The sequence below is a fragment of the Paenarthrobacter sp. CCNWLY172 genome (assembly GCF_037402035.1).
GTDB lineage: Bacteria > Actinomycetota > Actinomycetes > Actinomycetales > Micrococcaceae > Arthrobacter.
The window spans coordinates 234,688-253,529 of record NZ_JBBEGB010000006.1; the positions used below are offsets into that span (position 1 = coordinate 234,688).

19 protein-coding genes are annotated in these 18,842 nt (G+C 61.6%); 8 read left to right on the forward strand and 11 right to left on the reverse strand.

Annotated elements, in window-relative coordinates:
* Nucleotides 1-14: 14 nt before the first annotated feature.
* The 3 genes from WBN73_RS11655 to WBN73_RS11665 are packed head-to-tail and all read right to left on the reverse strand — an operon-like array spanning nt 15 to nt 3,401.
* A complete protein-coding gene (locus WBN73_RS11655) occupies nt 15-866 on the reverse strand; it encodes a transglutaminase family protein (protein ID WP_207593550.1) in 852 nt (283 codons plus the stop codon).
* Nucleotides 863-1,789, reverse strand: a complete 927-nt coding sequence (locus WBN73_RS11660; RefSeq protein WP_026540668.1) for an alpha-E domain-containing protein — start codon at nt 1,787-1,789, stop codon at nt 863-865. The genes WBN73_RS11655 and WBN73_RS11660 overlap by 4 nt, the downstream gene beginning before the upstream one ends.
* Before the next feature lie 55 nt (nt 1,790-1,844).
* Nucleotides 1,845-3,401 carry a circularly permuted type 2 ATP-grasp protein gene (locus WBN73_RS11665; protein WP_207593549.1) on the reverse strand — a complete coding sequence of 519 codons (1,557 nt, stop codon included), beginning with the start codon at nt 3,399-3,401 and terminating at the stop codon, nt 1,845-1,847.
* Nucleotides 3,402-3,512: 111 nt separating this feature from the next.
* On the opposite strand from WBN73_RS11665, the gene WBN73_RS11670 reads away from it, so the two are divergent.
* On the forward strand, nt 3,513-4,550 hold the full coding sequence (locus WBN73_RS11670) for a YeiH family protein (protein ID WP_207593548.1): 1,038 nt from the start codon (nt 3,513-3,515) through the stop codon (nt 4,548-4,550).
* Nucleotides 4,551-4,554: 4 nt separating this feature from the next.
* A complete protein-coding gene (gene pepN / locus WBN73_RS11675) occupies nt 4,555-7,161 on the forward strand; it encodes an aminopeptidase N (RefSeq protein ID WP_337340320.1) in 2,607 nt (868 codons plus the stop codon).
* A gap of 14 nt (nt 7,162-7,175) precedes the next feature.
* Here pepN and WBN73_RS11680 read toward each other — a convergent pair whose 3' ends face one another.
* The 5 genes from WBN73_RS11680 to WBN73_RS11700 form a co-directional block, all read right to left on the reverse strand.
* Nucleotides 7,176-8,276, reverse strand: a complete 1,101-nt coding sequence (locus tag WBN73_RS11680; RefSeq protein WP_337340321.1) for a lipoate--protein ligase family protein — start codon at nt 8,274-8,276, stop codon at nt 7,176-7,178.
* A gap of 84 nt (nt 8,277-8,360) precedes the next feature.
* Complete coding sequence (locus WBN73_RS11685; protein WP_017200906.1) at nt 8,361-8,618, reverse strand: type B 50S ribosomal protein L31; 258 nt, start codon at nt 8,616-8,618, stop codon at nt 8,361-8,363.
* A 142-nt stretch (nt 8,619-8,760) separates the two neighbouring features.
* The gene (locus WBN73_RS11690) at nt 8,761-9,570 is read right to left on the reverse strand and encodes a TrmH family RNA methyltransferase (RefSeq protein WP_337340322.1); all 810 of its coding nucleotides are present in this window, start codon (nt 9,568-9,570) and stop codon (nt 8,761-8,763) included.
* Nucleotides 9,571-9,577: 7 nt separating this feature from the next.
* Entirely contained in the window at nt 9,578-10,363 is a 786-nt protein-coding gene (locus WBN73_RS11695) for a sulfite exporter TauE/SafE family protein (protein ID WP_207593544.1), read from the reverse strand.
* Between the two features lie 19 nt (nt 10,364-10,382).
* A complete protein-coding gene (locus WBN73_RS11700) occupies nt 10,383-11,168 on the reverse strand; it encodes an ABC transporter ATP-binding protein (protein WP_337340323.1) in 786 nt (261 codons plus the stop codon).
* 111 nt (nt 11,169-11,279) lie between these two features.
* Between WBN73_RS11700 and serB the strand changes: the two genes are divergently transcribed.
* On the forward strand, nt 11,280-12,173 hold the full coding sequence (gene serB, locus WBN73_RS11705) for a phosphoserine phosphatase SerB (protein ID WP_280627946.1): 894 nt from the start codon (nt 11,280-11,282) through the stop codon (nt 12,171-12,173).
* A 316-nt stretch (nt 12,174-12,489) separates the two neighbouring features.
* Nucleotides 12,490-13,086 (forward strand): hypothetical protein, encoded by a 597-nt coding sequence (locus WBN73_RS11710; RefSeq protein ID WP_242703305.1) that lies wholly within the window; start codon nt 12,490-12,492, stop codon nt 13,084-13,086.
* Nucleotides 13,087-13,161: 75 nt separating this feature from the next.
* Here the strand turns inward: WBN73_RS11710 and WBN73_RS11715 are convergent, their stop codons facing one another.
* The 3 genes from WBN73_RS11715 to fabG form a co-directional block, all read right to left on the reverse strand.
* Nucleotides 13,162-14,664, reverse strand: coding sequence for a sugar ABC transporter ATP-binding protein (locus WBN73_RS11715; RefSeq protein WP_337455547.1), 1,503 nt, complete (start codon nt 14,662-14,664; stop codon nt 13,162-13,164).
* Between the two features lie 268 nt (nt 14,665-14,932).
* Nucleotides 14,933-15,685 carry an SDR family oxidoreductase gene (locus tag WBN73_RS11720; protein ID WP_207593540.1) on the reverse strand — a complete coding sequence of 251 codons (753 nt, stop codon included), beginning with the start codon at nt 15,683-15,685 and terminating at the stop codon, nt 14,933-14,935.
* A 108-nt stretch (nt 15,686-15,793) separates the two neighbouring features.
* Nucleotides 15,794-16,519, reverse strand: coding sequence for a 3-oxoacyl-ACP reductase FabG (gene fabG / locus WBN73_RS11725; protein ID WP_207593539.1), 726 nt, complete (start codon nt 16,517-16,519; stop codon nt 15,794-15,796).
* 153 nt (nt 16,520-16,672) lie between these two features.
* On the opposite strand from fabG, the gene WBN73_RS11730 reads away from it, so the two are divergent.
* Genes WBN73_RS11730 through WBN73_RS11745 form a run of 4 tightly spaced genes read left to right on the forward strand, consistent with a single transcriptional unit; the run spans nt 16,673 to nt 18,777 of the window.
* A complete protein-coding gene (locus WBN73_RS11730; RefSeq protein WP_280627943.1) occupies nt 16,673-17,170 on the forward strand; it encodes a DUF3099 domain-containing protein in 498 nt (165 codons plus the stop codon).
* Nucleotides 17,167-17,442 (forward strand): hypothetical protein, encoded by a 276-nt coding sequence (locus tag WBN73_RS11735; RefSeq protein ID WP_337340325.1) that lies wholly within the window; start codon nt 17,167-17,169, stop codon nt 17,440-17,442. The genes WBN73_RS11730 and WBN73_RS11735 overlap by 4 nt, the downstream gene beginning before the upstream one ends.
* Nucleotides 17,443-18,309 (forward strand): SURF1 family cytochrome oxidase biogenesis protein, encoded by an 867-nt coding sequence (locus WBN73_RS11740; protein ID WP_207593536.1) that lies wholly within the window; start codon nt 17,443-17,445, stop codon nt 18,307-18,309.
* Nucleotides 18,310-18,777 (forward strand): YbaK/EbsC family protein, encoded by a 468-nt coding sequence (locus WBN73_RS11745; RefSeq protein ID WP_337340326.1) that lies wholly within the window; start codon nt 18,310-18,312, stop codon nt 18,775-18,777.
* Nucleotides 18,778-18,842: the final 65 nt, after the last annotated feature.

The window sequence follows — 18,842 nt, forward strand, 5'->3', positions numbered from 1 at the left end:
CCGCGACTGAACTCCTACGCGAGGCGCGTGATCTCCACCGAAACGGAGAGTCCCGAGCCGCCGCCACCGGACAGGATGCCCTTCAGTGGGGGAACATCGCGGTAGTCTCGGCCCCGCGCCACCGTGACGTGGTAATCGCCTGCAGGCTTGTGGTTGGTGGGGTCCCAGCTGCGCCATTCCCCATCCCACCATTCCAGCCACGCGTGTGACTGTCCCGCAACGGTTTCGCCAATGTCGGCCGTGGACCTTGGGTGGATGTACCCCGAAACATAGCGGGCAGGGATGCCACTGCAGCGCAATGCCCCAATGGCCAGATGTGCCAGATCCTGGCACACGCCTTGGCGCTGGGACCACGCCTGCTCGGCATTCGTCGTCACCCCGGTGGTGCCCTTCATATAGGTCATCTCACCGGCCATCCAGGCGAACACCGCCAAGGCTGCCTCGTGGGGATTCTTACCCTCCACAACGCCGGGAACAATGTTCAGGACCTCCTCGCCCGGCCCACTGAGCCTGGACTGGGGCAACCAGTCGCTGAACTCGTCCTGGACCTTGTCCGAAGCAATGACGTCCCATCCGACGATGTCGTCCTCGACTGCCACGCGTTCGGTGCGGTGCACTTCCACGGTGGCCGTGGCGAGGACCTCAAGGCTCTCATGCGGCATTTGCATATCGAATGCCGTGACCCTGGTACCCCAGTAGTCACGGTAGGTGCTGACGGACGCCTGATGGGGTGAGACCTTCAGCGAGGACTCGAGAACCACCTGCTGGCCGTCGGTGAGGGGCGTCATCCGGGCCTCGTTATAGGACAACGTCACGCGGCGGTTGTACTTGTAAGCCGTCTTGTGGACGATGCTCAGCCGGGTCATGAAACTTCTCCCACCCAGGCATGCTCATCAGCCTGATTGAAGTACTTACGGGAAATCGCATCGGACGCCTGCGTCACGGCCTTCTGCACACGTTCCATGTGCTCGGGCAGCTCGGACATGAGGTCGTCTGTGCGGTGGAACTCGAGGAACGTGCGGGCCTGGCCAACAATGCGCCGGGCATCGTTGATGAAGCCCACACGCTGGGCTGACGGGTCCAGTTTCGCGAGGCATTCATCGGCATCGCGCAGGGCATAGACGATTGACCGCGGGAACAAACGGTCCAACAGCAGGAATTCCGCGGCGTGCTGGTCTCCGAAGGCAGCCCTGCGTGTACGGATGAACGACTCATAGGCGCCCGCGCATCGGAGCATGTTGACCCACGACATACCCGCAGACTGGACATCGCGCGTTGAGAGCATGCGGGCAGTCATGTCCGCCCGTTCCAGGGACCGGCCCAACACCATGAACAACCAGCTCTCGTCATGGCTGACGGTGGTGTCCGCAAGACCGCGGACCATTGCTGTCCGTTCGAGGACCCAGTTGCAGAAACGGTAGGTTCCCACCACATCCTTGCGATGCTGGTTGAGGCCGTAATAGGTGGTGTTGAGGCTTTCCCAAAGTGACTGCGAAACAGTTTCCCGGGCGCGCCGTGCATTCTCGCGTGCAGCCCCCAGTGAACCGGCAATGGAGGAGGCGCTCTGCTTGTCATAAGCGAGGGCATGCAGGAGTTCAGGGAGTCCGAAGTCCTCGCTCTGGGGCTTGGCACCCATCACGGCAAGGAGTTCCCGGGCTACGCTCCGCTGCTCCTCGAGGGGCAGGTGGTTCAGTCGTTCGAGGTGCACATCCAGGATCCTGGACGTACCATCGGCGCGTTCTACGTAGCGTCCGATCCAAAAAAGAGACTCAGCAATACGGCTCAGCATGGAACTGCCTCCTTCGAGTGGTGCAGGTCGAAGTTCAAGTGGTGGTGGATCGGGGTCACTGTTGCTGCTCCGTTTGGCGGTCACGCCAATTGCTTTCGACGGGCCATACAGAGACCTGTTCACGGACGGTGACGGACTGGCGCGGGATGACCTCGGCGGGCAGCTTCGGCGAGTCGGCCAACACCCAGGTGTCCTTGGAGCCGCCGCCCTGGCTGGAGTTCACTATCAAGGAACCTTCCTTGAGTGCCACCCTGGTCAGTCCGCCGGGGAGGACCCAGACGTCGTCGCCGTCGTTGACAGCGAAGGGACGGAGGTCAACGTGACGGGGTCCGAATTTGTCCCCGGAAAGCGTCGGCACGGTTGACAGCTGCAGGACAGGCTGCGCGATCCATCCGCGCGGATCGGCAATAACCCGTTTGCGCAGGGCATCGAGTTCGTCCTTCGTGGCATCAGGTCCTATGACCAGTCCCTTGCCGCCTGAACCGTCCACGGGCTTCACCACCAGTTCGTCAAGGCGGTCCAGCACATGCTCCCTGGCTTCCTTTTCCTCAAGCCGGAAAGTGTCAACGTTGGCGATGATCGGCTCTTCGTGAAGGTAGTACCGGATCAGGTCAGGGACGTAACTGTACACGAGCTTGTCATCAGCTACGCCGTTGCCCACAGCGTTGGCTATTGTCACTCCCCCGGCACGTGCGGCATTGACCAGGCCAGGGCAACCCAGCATGGAATCGGAACGGAACTGGAGCGGATCAAGGAAGTCGTCATCGATGCGCTTGTAGATGACGTCCACGCGTTGTTCGCCCGCAGTGGTCCGCATGTAGACCCGGTTGCCGCGGCAGATGAGGTCGCGGCCTTCCACCAGTTCCACGCCCATGAGGCCGGCAAGGAGCGTGTGTTCAAAGTAGGCGCTGTTGAACACGCCGGGCGTCAGGACAACCACCGTAGGATCGTCCACGCCCGCGGGAGCTGTCTTACGGAGTGCTGAGAGAAGCCGCCGGGGATATTCCTCCACAGGACGGATGTGTTGCTGGCCGAAAGCCTCCGGAAGGCCCTTGGCCATCGCCCGGCGATTCTCCAGAACGTAGCTGACGCCGGAGGGAACGCGGACGTTGTCCTCAAGCACCCTGAAGGTCCCGGCAGCATCACGGACGACGTCGATGCCCGAGACATGGACACGCACACCGCCGGATGGTTCGAATCCATGGACTGCCCGGTGGAAGTGTGCGCTGGTGGTGACGAGTTGCCGGGGGATCACGCCATCGGTGACTACCGCCATGCGTCCATAGACGTCGTTGAGGAAAGCCTCCAGTGCTTTGACCCGCTGGGCTACCCCGCGTTCCAGGACGTCCCATTCGTCGGCAGGGATAACGCGGGGAACGATGTCCAGCGGGAACGGGCGCTCCTCCCCCGCATAGTCGAAGGTGACTCCGCGGTCCAGGAACGTGCGCGCCATGGAGTCGGCCCGGGCGGTCACATCGGCCAGGGACAGCTCCCGCAAGGCGCCGGAAACCTGACCGTAGGATTTTCTGGCAACGTGGCCGGGGGCAAACATCTCGTCATAGGCGCCGCTGCGGGCAGCGGCCTCGGAGTAATCCTGGAATAGGTCAGACATGGGAATTAGACAATCACCTTTTTGAGTCGAGCGCATTACGCACTGATTGTGTCGCGGTTTCCGGGTGCTCCCGGTTCGCCTTTCCGTGCCCCCATCCGGCAGGGTTATGGCATGCCCTTCAACAGTCTTACGCCCCAGCTGTCCCGGCTGGGGCCCGGGTTGGTCCTGAGCATCGCCGCTACGGGTCTTGCCTTCGCAATCCACGCCGTGTTTCCGGCGGTTCCGGCCATGACGCTCGCTGTCGCCTTGGGCTTGCTCTCAGCAAATATACCGGGGACGGCTGTCCTCACGGCGGGGCGCGCCCGCCCGGGGCTCGACTTCGCGGGGAAACACTTCATGCGTGCAGGCATTGTCTTGCTGGGACTCAAGGTCAGCATGGGCGATGTCCTTGGACTTGGATGGGTGGCACTGCTGCTGATCGCCGGGGTGGTCCTGGTGAGCTTCGCAGGAACGTATGGCCTGGCCCGCTTGTTGCGTCTCCCTCGCGAGGCGGCGTTGTTGATTGCCACAGGCTTTTCCATCTGCGGCGCATCGGCGATCGGGGCCATGGCTGCAGTGCGGCGGATCAGGCACCAGGACACGGTCCTGCCAGTAGCGCTGGTGACCCTCTGCGGCACGTTGGCCATTGGGGTTCTTCCCCTGCTCATGCACCCCTTGGGCCTCAGCCCTGGGCAGTTCGGTGCATGGACAGGGGCCTCCGTCCATGACGTCGGCCAGGTGGTAGCCACCGCCCAAACCGCCGGGACTTCGGCGTTGGCAATCGCCGTCGTCGTGAAATTGACCAGGGTTGTCCTGCTGGCACCGATAGCTGCCACCGCGGGGCTTCATCAGCGGGTTCTCCATTTCCGGGAACGCGCCAATGGAACGGCCGGAATGGAGAGCAGGTTTCCGCCGATTGTCCCTCTGTTCGTGGCGGGCTTCCTCGCGTTGGTGGCCGTACGGTCGTTGGGCTGGGCCCCGCCTGTGGGCTTGGAGATCGCGGCAGCGGTCCAGGACATTCTGCTGGCGACGGCGCTCTTTGGACTGGGCTCAGCCGTGCGCATACGGACCCTGATCCACACCGGAGGGCGGGCTGTTCTGGTAGCCCTGGGCTCCTGGCTGCTCATCGCATCGCTGGGCCTGGGCGCCGCCTTGATCATGATTAGATAGCTGTGTGTCGAATCACAATCTATCGCGCGATGAAGCCGCTACCCGTTCAGCCCTGATCACCACCCACAGCTACGACGTCACCCTCGATGTCCGCGACGCGGAAGATCCCGCCGTCTCCGGTTATCCGAGTACCAGCACCATCACTTTCTCCGCTGAGCCAGGCTCTGCCACCTTCCTGGATTTCATCCATGGCGGCGTGCAGTCCGTGGTGCTGAACGGCCAGGCGTTGGACGTCGGATCGGTGGTGGACCGCGACAGGATCACCCTGGCCGGACTGGCAGCCGAGAACACGGTCACCGTAACCGGAACAGGGCTTTACAGCCGCTCAGGCGAGGGCATGCACCGGTTTGTTGATCCCGCCGATGGACAGTGCTATCTCTACACCCAGTACGAACCTGCGGACAGCCGCCGGGTCTTCGCCAACTTCGAACAGCCGGACCTCAAGGCCGAATTTACGTTCCACGTGATCGCTCCGGCAAACTGGGAAGTTGCGTCCAACGGAGTTGAGGAACTGCGGACACCGGAGGCCGGTGACACCCGCGCCGCGCGCTGGGATTTCGCCACAACCCAACGCATGTCCACGTACATCACCACCGTCCTGGCGGGACCCTACTTCAAGGCAACTGACCACTGGGGCGTAACGCTCGACGACGACACCCGCCTTGACGTGCCGCTGGCACTTTTCTGCAGGGCCTCGTTGGCGGACTCCTTCGATGCCGGAGAACTGTTCCGGTTGACCAAGAGCGGGCTGGCCTTCTTCAACGACCTCTTCGACTACCCCTACCCGTGGGGTAAGTATGACCAGGCCTTCGTGCCCGAATACAACCTCGGAGCCATGGAAAATCCCGGGTTGGTCACATTCACGGAAAAGTATGTCTACGCCTCCCGCGCCACCGATGCCCAGTACCAGGCCCGTGCGAACACCTTGATGCACGAGATGGCCCACATGTGGTTCGGCGACCTCGTGACCATGAACTGGTGGGACGATCTCTGGCTCAAGGAGTCGTTCGCCGACTACATGGGGACACTTGGCGTGGACCGTGCCACCGATTGGGACACCGCATGGGTGAACTTCGCCAATAAGCGTAAAGCCTGGGCCTATGTCCAGGACCAGCTGCCCACCACGCACCCGATTGTGGCCGACATCCCGGACCTTGAAGCAGCCAAGCAGAACTTTGACGGGATCACCTATGCCAAGGGCGCTTCGGTACTGAAACAACTGGTGGCCTACGTAGGCTTTGATGCCTTCATTGCCGGCTCCCGTCAGTACTTCCGTGACCATGCGTTCGGCAATACCTCTCTCCAGGACCTCCTCCGCGCACTCAGCACCGCATCAGGAAGGGACCTTGGAGACTGGGCCCGTCAATGGCTTCAGACGTCCGGCATCTCCACGATTTCGGCAGAAATCGTGGACGACAACGGCGTCTTTGGCGCCGTGACGCTTCGGCAGGATGCCATTGACCCCATCACCGGACATCAGGAACTCCGCCCCCACCGGTTGCGGTTGGGCCTGTACGACGCTGATGCTTCGGGCCGGCTCGTCCGGTCCGAAAGCCATGAGGTGGACGTGACAGGGCCCAGCACGTTGGTGCCCCAACTGAACGGCAAGCGCCGTCCAGCCCTGCTTCTGGTCAACGATGACGACCTGAGCTACGCCAAGGTGCGGCTGGACCCCGGATCCGAACAGACCGTCCGGACGTCGCTCGACAAAATCACAGACCCCATGGCCCGCGCCCTCTGCTGGACCGCATTGTGGGATTCTGCCCGCGACGGTGTGACGCCCGCCGTGCGCTACGTGGCCGCAGTGGAGCAGTTTGCCTCCTCGGAGACAGGCATCGGGGTCCTGTTGAACGTCCTTGGCAATGCCTCCGGCGCCATTGAACGCTACGTTCCGGCGGCAGCCCGTGAAGGGGTACGCAAGGATTTCCTCGCAGTCGTGGCGGCCAGGATGAAGGCAGCAGCCCCCGGTTCAGACCAACAACTGGCATGGGCCAGGACCTTGGCAGACGTGTCCCGGCATGGGGACACTGAACTTCCTTTGCTGCGCGGAATCCTGGAAGGCAACATTGTCATTGACGGACTTGCGGTGGACGCAGAACTGCGGTGGAGCTTCTGGCAGGCCCTGTCCGCCCAAGGCCAGGCGTCACGTGCCGAACTGGACCGGGAACTGCAGGCCGATACGACAGCGTCCGGCAGGGAGGGCCATGCCCTGGCATCGGCCGCCGTGCCGGATGCCTCAGTCAAGGCAGCTGCGTGGGATTCCATGGTTAACAGCCCTGGGCTCTCCAACGAGATCCTGAGCGCAACCATCACGGGCTTCTCCACGGCCCCAGGGTTCCTGTCGGAACCGTATGTGGACCGCTACTTCGACTGTCTCGAGCAGGTATGGGCGGAACGCAGCATCGAGATTGCCGGCCGGATTGTGCGCGGATTGTTCCCGGGCGCCCAGGACTTGAGCGAGGGCATGCAGCCCGCCGAACATCCGGTGCTGGTACGGACGGATGCTTGGCTGAAGGCGCACGCTGACGCTCCCCGCGCCCTGCGCCGGATAGTCATCGAGCAGCGAAGCCACTTGGTGCGGGCACTCACGGCACAGGCCGCCGTGGGGTAGTTCCCACCGGCCGGCTACGGAACCCGGTTCAACCATTCGTCGGTGCCGAACTTGGCCTCTACACGTTTCCTGGCCTCACCGAGCTCGGCCTCGGTGAGGCGGGACTCTTCGGCGCCATAGCGTTCCGCGAAGACCTCCTGCATGGCCGCGAGGATAGCCGCGCGGGCGAGCCCCGTTTGGCGTCGAAGCGGATCAACACGCTTCTTGGCGCTCCGTGTCCCCTTGTCCGAGAGTTTTTCCTTGCCGATGCGAAGAACATCCACCATTTTGTCGGCATCGATGTCGTAGCTCATGGTGACGTGGTGCAGCATGCCACCGTTCGCCAGGCGCTTCTGGGCTGCGCCCCCGATCTTGCCTTGTTCGGTAGCGATGTCATTGAGGGGAACGTAGAAAGCCGTGATGCCCAGTTTCTCCAAGGCTGCCATCACCCAGGCATCCAGGAAAGCATAGGAGTCGGCAAAACTGATGCCGTCCACCAAGGTCTGGGGCAGGTAGAGCGAATAGGTGATGCAATTGCCGGCTTCCATGAACATGGCGCCGCCACCGCTGATGCGTCGCACCACGGTTATGCCGTGGCGGGCTACACCCTCCGGGTCCACCTCGTTGCGTACCGACTGGAAGCTGCCTATCACCACGGATGGCTCCTCCCAGTCCCAGAAGCGCAGCGTAGGATTGCGCAATCCGGCGCCTACCTCTTCAGTGAGGAGCTCGTCCAGGGCGACGTTCACCTGGGTGGGCAGCACGGACGGCGGGATGACGTCCCACTGGTGGTCCGCCCAGCTGGTGGCTTTGGCCAGTGCACGGCGGACGGTGACAGCTACGGCTTCAGCGGAGAACCCAAACAGGACGGCATCCTTGGGCAGCCCGGCCGTGACGGCTGCGGCGATGTCTGCTGCCGTTGAGCTGTCCGGAAGTCCGGTGAGTGAGGCGTTGATGGCCTGCAGGGCTTCGTCCGGTTCAAGGAAGAAGTCACCGCTCAGCGAGACGTTGGCGTACCTCCCCGCCACGACGTCCAGGTCAACCACCACCAGTTTGCCGCCGGGAACTTTATATTCGCCGTGAAAGGGGTGGTCGGCGTCGCTGAGGGTGGGTCGCTGCCCAGGGCTGGAAGTCATGCGTTCCATCTTGCCGGAAAACGCAAAGGCCCGCATCGCCGGAGATCCAGCAATGCGGGCCTTGAAAGCCTTGGGGTGAAGTGGTTACTTCTTGCCGCCGAAGCCCTTGAAGCGGGCGTTGAAGCGCTCGACGCGGCCAGCGGAGTCCATGATGCGCTGCTTGCCCGTGTAGAACGGGTGGGACTCCGAAGAGATTTCGACGTCGATAACCGGGTAGGTGTTTCCGTCTTCCCACTCGATGGTCTTCGAGGAAGACACGGTGGACTTGGTCAGGAACTGCGTACCGGAAGCCAGGTCGTTGAAAACAACAGCTTCGTACTTCGGGTGGATATCAGACTTCATAATGGGACCTTTTGTTCACGCAACTGGATTTTGCCAGTTGCCAGGTATGAATGGAGGTGGTCCGGTTGCTGCAGGATGAATAATCCAGCTGCCGGGCCAACAACCAATCATAGCGGAAAGCGCCCCGCCAGACGAACCGCGGTCAGTCCCGTGGGCGGAGTTCCCAGAACGCCACCGCCGAGGCAGCGGCAACGTTGAGTGAGTCAACGCCGGCACGCATGGGAATCTTGACTGCGAGGTCAGCCGCGGCCAACGTTTCCTGGCTCATGCCGGCACCCTCTGTACCGAGCACCAAGGCCAGTTTGGAATACTGCTTCGCCGCAAGATCATCCAGATCCACCGCGTCCTCGGTCAACTCCATTGCTGCCACGGTGAAGCCTTGCTCCTTGAGGCGGAACAAGTCGTCAGGCCAGCTTTCCAGGCGTGCCCAGGGAACCTGGAAGACCGTGCCCATGCTGACCCGGACACTGCGCCTGTAGAGCGGATCTCCACAGCGTGGAGAGACCAGGACAGCGTCCACGCCAAGTGCAGCAGCGGACCTGAAGATGGCTCCCACGTTGGTGTGGTCGACAATGTCCTCGAGCACGGCCACGCGCCGCGCGTTGGCCAGCAGCACTTCCAGGGGAACAGGGGCCGGCCGGTGCATTGCCGCCATTGCACCGCGGTGCAGGTGGAATCCCGTGATTTCCTCCAGCAAGGCAGCCTTGCCGATAAACACCGGAACGTCCGGATATGCCTGGAAAACGTCGTCGAGGTCTTCCATCCACTTCTCTGCCAGGAAAAAGGAGCGGGGCTGGTGCCCGGCCGCCAGTGCCCTGCGCAGGACCCTGGAGGATTCGGCGATATACATGCCTTCTTCCGGCTCGCGCAACTTCCGCAGGTGCACATCGGTGAGGGTGGTGTAGTCCGTCACGCGCGGATCATCCGCGGACTCAAGGTAGTGGAATGTCACCGGGTGATTATTTCAGCAGGTTGGCGATCATGAAGCCCAGTGCCACTATCCCCAGGGTGAAGATGACGGCCCTGAGGACGCGCGGGGACAACTTCCGGCCAACCTTAGATCCTACCAAGCCGCCGATGGTGGAGCTCACGGCAATGAGGAGGACCACCAGCCATTCGATGCGGTCGAAAGCAAAAATCAGGTAGGAGATTGCTGCCACCATGTTGACACCGAGCACCAGGATGTTCTTCATGGCGTTGGCATTTTGCATGGTTCCCGTGAGGAACACACCGAGGATGCCTACCAGCAAGATCCCTTGCGCCGCCACGAAATAGCCACCGTAGACGCCGGCGAGGTAGACAAGCACCACCAGGAGGATGCCGTGGCTGCGGTCCCGGATGGCATGTTCGGGGTTTTGTTCCCTGCTGCGTACCCAGGCCTGCAGCTTGGGCTGGAACAGCACCATCAGGAGCGCCAGGACAAGCAGGACGGGCGCTACGTAGTGGAAGACTTTCTCCGGCAGATGCAGCAACAGCCAAGCACCGGTGATGCCGCCCAGCAGTGAGGCCGGCAGCAGCTTCATCAGCTGCCGTCCCCTGCCGGCCAACTCGCGGCGGTAACCCCAGGCCCCTGCTGCTGTGCCAGCCACCAGGCCCATGGCGTTGCTCATGGACGCAACCACGGGTGTGATGCCGATGGCGATGAGCACGGGGAAGGTCACCAGCGTGCCGGAGCCGACTACCGCGTTGATGGTGCCGGCCCACAAGCCGGCAAAAAAGACCAGGATGCTGCTAAGAATCTCCACTGTTGGCTACCGGACCGCTCTAGCGGCGGGCGGTGGCAGTGTAACGGCCACCGTTTTCCGAGACATCCAGGGCAAGGCCGAACGTGGTGCTCAGGTGTTCGTCGGTGAGGACTTCCTTGATGGGGCCGGCAGCGACCACTCCACCTTCGCGAAGCAGCATGGCGTGGGTGAACCCTGGAGGCACTTCTTCAAGGTGGTGGGTGACCAGCACCATGGCGGGTGCGGCTTCGTCGCCGGCCAACTCGCCGAGCTTGTGGACCAGTTCCTCCCGGCCGCCGAGGTCCAGGCCCGCAGCCGGTTCATCCAAGAGCAACAGTTCGGGGTCCGTCATGAGGGCGCGGGCAATCTGCACACGCTTGCGCTCCCCTTCGGACAACGTGGCAAAGGTCCGGTTGAGCAGCGGGCCCATCCCCCAGTCGTTCAGCAGCCCAAAGGCGCGACGTTCGTCGTCGCGCTCGTAGCCCTCACGCCACCGTCCGGTAACACCGTAGGCGGCGGTAACCACCACGTTCAGGACGTTCTCGTGCTCGGGAATCTGGGTAGCAAGTGCGGCCGAGGAGAGTCCGATCCGGGGGCGGAGTTCAAAGACGTCAACGCGACCCAGGACCTCATCCAGGATCCCGGCCTTTCCGCTGCTGGGGTGGAGCCGGGCTGCGGCAATTTGGAGAAGGGTGGTCTTGCCTGCGCCGTTCGGTCCCAGAATGACCCAGCGCTCCCCTTCGTTGACCTGCCAGTCAACCTTGTCCAGCAGGGTCTTATTGCCTCGGACAACGCTGACGGAAGCCAATTCCAGAACATCACTCATAGCAGTAGACACTAGGACAAAAATCCATATGACTGATAACCGGTCACGTAGCAGTGTTTGCCAGTCGAAATGAATTCGGGCGGACAGGAAGTGCTCAGTAGGATTGACGCCATGACTTCGAACTTGGCTGCAGTCAGCTATGGCGTGCATTTGTCCCCCGAATCTCTCGTTGGCCTTCGGAGGGTACTTGCTGACGCCGGCGTCGAGGTGTCATCGGAATCACAGGGTGGCGATCATCGTTTCAGTGTCATGACGGCCGGTCTTGCTGCGGGCACGGAGACGTTGGCGGATCTTGCAACCGTTCGGCGGCACGTTGCTGCGGCAGCCAGTGACGGCTTTGATACAGCCATTGTTCCCGAGGGCCTGCGCCAGGCCACCCGGAAGCTCCTCATCATGGATGTCGATTCCACGCTGATCCAGCAGGAAGTCATTGAATTGCTGGCAGCCCACGCAGGCAAGCGCGAGGAAGTCGCTGCTGTCACCGAGGCCGCCATGCGCGGTGAATTGGACTTCGCCCAGAGTCTCCATGCCCGGGTTGCCGTGCTCGCAGGGTTGCCCGTGGCGGTCGTCGAGTCAGTCCGGCAAGAGGTGCGCCTCAGCCTTGGTGCTGCAGAACTCGTCGCCGCCTTCAAGGAAGCAGGCCACGTGGTTGCCGTGGTGTCCGGCGGCTTCAACCAGATTCTTCGTCCCATTGCCGCAGACCTTGGACTGGACCATTGGATCGCCAATGAGCTCGAAATCATCGACGGCGTGTTGACGGGCAAGGTGCTTGGCGCTGTGATCGACCGGGCGGCCAAAGAGAAGTACTTGCGTGAGTGGGCAGCAGCGGAGAGCATCAGTCTTGAGCACACCATCGCAGTGGGCGACGGCGCCAATGACCTGGACATGCTCAGTGCGGCAGGAATTGGTATTGCGTTCAATGCCAAACCAGCAGTTCGTGCGGTAGCGGACGCTGCAATCAACATGCCTTACCTTGACGCCGTACGGCACATCGCCAACGTCTGACTCCTGCTGTGCCCACGCCGCGGTGACCCGCGGCCAGCTGCACTTTGCTGCAGTCCGCTTCAGCGCGCCCAAAAACAAGTGATGCCTCATCTGCACTCCCTGGTTGTCTGTCGCGTGAAACAACAATGTGTATTTCGTGACGCGATTATTCTGACTGTTTATCAAATCGTCATTAATAGCACATTCTTTGCCAAGGATTCGATGGAAATGAACGCTCTTTCCGTTATCCCCGTAATTCATGTGTAGAGTGAAAAACTCGACGAAGAAATCCGTAGAACATACGGCAGTCTGAATGACGGAAGTGCAGGGTCAGTAAGTGAACCGTTCGGAGCGTACGTGGAAATGGTGGAAACGCAGCGAAGGATTTGAACCCCTTCCAACACCGCTCCACGAGATCATTCGCGAGCGGCACCCTGACGCGGTGGCAACGGGGATGGCTCCCAACCAATGGGATTCCGGCCCCGGCGCGCCCGCCTACCAGGAAGTTCCGTCCGTCTATTTCATGGCTGCCAGTGATGAAACCACAGAACAGGAAGAACTGATCATGAGCTCACTTGACGAAGCTACGAAAGAACTGCTCGCCATAGAAGGCGCCACGGGTGCGGCCATTGTTGACTACACCAGCGGAATGGCGCTGGCGCAGGGCGGCAACCCAGGCTTCGATCTGGGCGTCGCTGCTGCCGGAAACTCCAATGTTGTCAGCTCCAAGCTCCGAACCATGGCCGACCTCGGACTGGACAGCTCCATCGAAGACGTCCTCATCACCCTGGATTCGCAGTACCACCTCATCAATGTCCTGAACTCGGCGGGGTCCAAGGGGCTCTTTGTCTACCTCGTGCTGGACCGGACCTATGCCAACCTGGCGCTGGCACGGCACAAGCTCAATAACATCGCCAAGGCCATCGCCATCTGATCTCCGGTGCTAACCGTGGGGGCGGCTGCGAATATCGCAGCCGCCCCCATTCATTCGTCGGTGTTTCAGGAAGCGTCAGACTTTCGCGCGGCGGGCCGCGCTGCCCCCCGATTCGAACTTGACGCCCAGCATATGGTGCACCAAAACATCCTCATTGGTATTGGCGTTGGCCTCAATGGTGACTAGTTCCCCGTCCCGCATGACACCAATCCGGTGGCACCAGTTGACCATCTCCGAGAGGTCTGAGGACAGGAGAATGATGGCGACACCAGTCTTGCTGAGCTGCGTCAACATCTTGTACACAACCTCTTTGGCTCCAACGTCAATCCCGCGGCTGGGATGACTGAGAATCAGGACGTCACAGTCGCTGGAGATCCATCGGGCCAGTTCCACCTTCTGGCGGTCGCCGCCGGACAAAGTGGAGAGGGCGCCCTGGATGTTGGTGGTGTTGATGCGCATGCGGTGCACAACGTCAGCCACATTCCTCAGGTGGGTGATCTCATCCCGAAGGTTTTCAGCGCCCGCCCCGGCGCCCTGATGAAGCCCTTCCGCAATGCTCGTCCCAGGACCAAGGGTAAAGGCCGCATCCGGCGAGTAACCGATCTTCAACCGCTGCGCGTCCTGGGGCCCGCGGATTTGGACGTGGATTCCGTTCACGTAGATCTCTCCCGACGTGCAGGGGCGGATACCCGCCAGGGCTGATATCAGTTGATAGACGCCCGATCTGTGGGTTCCTGCCAGTCCGAAAATTTCGCCTTTGGCCACACTGAAGCTCGCATCACGAACTTTCTCCTCCACGCTGAGGTTGGAGATCCGCAAGGCCTCTCCCCCGGCCGCAGGGCCGGAGGGCCGGGAAATCCGCTCCAGTTCCTGCTGCAGCAGGAGGAAGGCAAGTTCGTCGACGTCGGTCTTGCCGGCCTCCACGATCTTGTGCACCTTACCGTCGCGCATAACAGCAATGCGGTGGGCTATGGAACGGACCTCATCAAGGCGGTGGGTGATGTAGATGATGGCCCGGCCCTGCCGTGTGAGCATTCTCAGGACCTGATGCAAAACCGCGACATCGTGGTCCGGAAGTGACGCGGCCACTTCGTCCATGATCACCAGTTGGGCTTCCTCGGCCACCATCCGGAGTACCTCCACCAAGGCCTGCTCGGCTCGAATCAGCGTTCCGACCCTCGCGTCGGGGTCCATGGTGATACCAATGTCCCGGATGAGCTTGCCCGCTTGATCGCGGAGTTCCGCGTGTGGCCGGCCCGACTGGAAGGTTCCGCGAAAGATGGCTTCGGTGATGGTCAGTTCCGGGTCTATGTGGAAGTTCTGGGGAATATGCCCCACTCCGCAAGCCTGCGCTTCTGCGATGGAATCCGGCATGTATTTTTCACCCGCCAGGGTGATCCGTCCATGGTCGTGCTTGACGGAACCGGCCAGGACGCCCATCAGGGTGGTCTTGCCGGCGCCGTTGGTCCCAATCAACCCCAGGATCTCGCCGCGATGCAACGAAAGCCCCACACCTTTGAGGATGCGCCGTTGATCATACGACGCGTGAATATCATCAGCATCTAATAACAGGTCCAAAGAAGCTCCTAAGGCATGCATAAACCCTCTCATTGTGGTTTACGCAACGTGCTGACAACTACGTGCGAGGCTGCCTTGGAGAGTCAATCAGAAGAATTCTTATAATGCAAAGCCATTTATTCGAAACGACTATTCGCATTTCGTGACGCGAAAATCCAGATAATTTACCAAAATGATACTTCAAAGCGTGGGTGACTATTGCGCTGCTGTGGCGTTAAACAGCTGTGGCCCGGGAACAGGTCCCGGGCCACAGCTGTGGTGGTATTTGCTACTCTGCAGTCTTGCCGAAGTAATCGGCTCCGCCAACGTATTCCGTGTGTCCGGATTCGACGTCCGCGGTGACCATCTTCGCAACCTCGGCAGCGAATTCCTCCACGGAGTAAAGCTTGCCGGCCTCGGCACGGCGCGCTTCGATGGCTCCCGGGTTGGAGCGATCCAGCAGTGTCGCAGTCACTGTGCCCTCGATCATGTCACCGGAGACCACTACCAGCGAGATGCCCTTGTCCGCGAGGTGGGGAATCAGTTCACGCAGTGCGTCCTCACCGGCGCGCTTGCTCTTCGCGACGGGCTCGTACTCCGGCATGGTGGGAACAGTCTCCACAAAATGCGCCTGGTGGCTGGTCACGAAAACGACGCGTGAACCCTCAGGCATGAGCGGAACGGCTGCGTTGAGCATATTGACCTGGGCATCACGGTTCAGTTTGAGGGCGTAACCCTCTTCCATGCCCGATTCCATGCCGCCTGACGCGTTCAGCACCAAGACGTCAAGCGATCCGAACTCCTCCATGGCTTTGCTGGCAAGGGCGTGCACGCCTTCATCGGTCGTCAGGTCAGCGCCCACGGCAGCCGCGCGGCCGCCTGCTTCCTGGATGCCCGCCACTACCTTGTTGGCGCGGGGCGCCTTCTGCCGGTAATTAACGACGACGGCGGCACCCTCGCCCGCGAGGATCTTGGCAACTTCGGCGCCAATTCCGCGGGAAGATCCCGTGACGATGGCGGTCTTGTTATCCAGCGTTCCCATTCATGCTCCTTTTGTTCACTTCATCCAAATTCCGTGGCCTCGCCTTCCATCATGCCAGCGGCAAGGACAAAATCGCTTGTGGGCCCCGGACAAAAACCGCGTTTGAGGCTAGTGGCCCATACCCAGACCACCATCCACCGGGATCACGGCCCCTGAGATGTACGCAGCTTCGTCACTGGCAACCCAGCGCACTACGTCAGCCACTTCGGAGGCCTCGGCAAAGCGACCTGCCGGGACGTTGGCCAGGTAGGCCTTCTGGGTGTCCTCGGGCAGTTCAGCCGTCATGTCGGTGTTGATGAAACCTGGCGCCACCACGTTGGCGGTGATGCCCCGGCTGCCGAGCTCGCGGGTCAGTGAACGTGCAATGCCCACCATGCCGGCCTTGGACGCGGAATAGTTGATCTGGCCGGGTGCTCCGTAGAGGCCGGAGACGGAAGAGATGAGGACTACACGGCCCTTCCGGAGCCGGATCATTCCCTTGGATGCCCGCTTGATCACACGGAATGCGCCGGTGAGGTTGGTGTCGAGGACCGACGTGAAGTCGTCTTCGCTCATGCGGAGCAGGAGCGTGTCCTTCGTGATGCCGGCATTGGCAACCAGGACTTCAACAGGTCCATGGGCTTCCTCGACGATTTTGAACGCAGCGTCAACGGAGGCCTCGTCCGTGACGTCTGCCCGAACGCCCAGGATGCCTTCAGGCAGTTGTGTTTCACTCCGGTAGGTCACTGCCACCTTGTCGCCGTTGGCGAGGAACGATTCGGCAATGGCCAGGCCAATGCCGCGGTTGCCGCCGGTGATCAAGACGCTGCGGCCGGTTGTGACTGCTTCAGACATGCTGTGGCTCCAGGTTCCGCGGCATCGAAGTGCCGCATTAAAGGGGGATTTTCCTGTGTCGATCTTATCCGTCGCCCATCCCAACCCGTGGGTAACCCTCAGCCTGCGCGGTTTGGGCCGTTACGGCCTTGGTGAGAGAATTGGGAGAGGCCTTTGGAGCGTGATGATTCAGTTGTGACACGAGAAAACAGTCCCCTGCAGCAAGTGCCCGGGGAACCGGGCGCTTTTTCCGGCGACCCCGAGGTCCACAGCATCACGGATGCCGCCGCTGCCCACTCCGAGGACATGCGTGAGCGCATGATCAAGTATGCGGTGGCCATGGGTATCCGTATGGTCTGCATCGTCCTCATTTTCGTGGTTGATGGATGGTTCAAGATCATTGCGATCGCAGGCGCTGTTTTCCTCCCTTGGATCGCGGTTGTCATCGCCAACGGCAATGACAAAGCTGAGGACCACAGCGAGTCGTTGTTGGACTACGTGGCTGTCCCTGAAATCGAGCGCTCCTCCCAGCCGGAAGAAGCCACCGCGGATGGACCCACGGTGCTCCAGGGCGAGCTGGTGGACGACGAACCAACAAGCAATCCAGGCGGCCCTTCGAGGGGACCTGCAAGCGAGGCCGGACACCCCGGCGACGAACGGGCGGCTTCATGAACATCTTCAACCTCGGTGGCCCAGGTACGGCCGGCCAGGACTCCGAACGTGCCACGGCTCCGGCTGTGTGCTCCCGGAAGGGGTGCCGGTCCGGTGCCCAGTGGCAACTCCTGTGGAACAACCCGCGTATCCACACTCCGGAACGGCGCAAAGTGTGGCTTTCCTGCGGAGACCATCGGGAGTGGTTGGAGGAGTATCTGACCACCCGGGGACTCTGGAAAGAAACGATTGCCTTCACGGCCGGCGACGCTGCAGTGAATGAGGTCGGCTGAATGTACCGCTTCCTCTTCTCCAGCAAGTGGCTGGGGTACTTTGTCCTGGCTGTCATTTTTGCCACAGCGTGTGTTTTCCTGGGCCGCTGGCAGATGGACCGCCGCGCCGAGACTTTGGCCGAAATCAATCGCGTGGTGAGCAACTACTCGGCCACGCCTGTCCCCTACACAGAAATCAAGGACCAGTTCAATTCCCTGGATCCCGAAAAGGAATGGACCCAGGTACAGCTGCGCGGCAGCTACGACGTGGAGGGCCAGCGGGTTGTCCGAAACCGCCCGCTGAACGGGCAGCCAGGTTACGACGTCGTGGTTCCCTTCCGGCTTACCACCGGCGAAGCGGTGGTCATTGACCGTGGTTGGCTGCCCATCGGCAACAACACTCCCGGCCGTCCCGACGTTATACCGGCCCCACCAGCGGGTCAGGTGACGGTGGTGGCGCGCCTCAAGCCTGCTGAACCCAAGTTGGACCGCGGAGCGGTGGACGGGCAGTTGGCCTCCATTGACCTGGCCGGTTTCGCCAGCGAGCTCCCCTACCCCATCGCCACCGGGGCCTATGGGCAGCTGGCCAGTGAAGATCCTGCAGTACAGCCGATGCCGACGCCCTTCCCTAAACCGGCTACCGAGGAGGGGACGCACCTCTCCTACTCCCTGCAGTGGTTTGCCTTTGGTGTCCTGATGTTTATCGGGTTCGGCTACGCAGCGCGGCAACAGGCCCGCAACGCGGCCATTGACGCCGAAGAGGAAGAGGACGAGCACATCATCGCTGCTGGTGGCACGCCGAAGAAGCGTAGTCCGGCTCCCCGGAAGAACAAGCGCGCTACGTCCGAAGAAGAGGAAGACGCCATCCTGGACGCCCAAGGGTACTGAATGATTCCGGATCCTGTACTGAACGTAAAATCAGCCCTGACTGCCGCCGGTGTTGCGGACACGGTGCAAATCTTCGAGGACGAGGTTCCGACGGCGGCCGCAGCTGCGTCTGTCCTGGGGTGCGGGGTCGCCGCGATCACCAACAGCCTGATCTTCGAGCTCGACGGGTCACCCCTGCTCATCCTTGCCAGCGGCGCGGCAAGGGTAGATACAGCGTTGGTGGCAGATCAGCTGGGAAGTGGAAAGATCCGGCGCGCAACGCCGGACTTCGTCCTGGAACACACCGGCCAGCAGGTCGGAGGCGTAGCCCCAGTGGGCCACCCGGAGAAACTCCGCACTATTCTGGACACGTCCCTGCAGGAACACCCGCTGCTCTGGGCCGGAGCCGGAGACCACAAGTCCATGTTCTCCATCAGCTACGAAGAGCTGGCGCGCATCACCGCCGCCGAACCATTGCAAGTCCGCTAGGCAGCACGCGGCAGATCAGGCGCGCCGCGCAGCGGAACGCAACACACGCAGCGGACGGCCCAGCG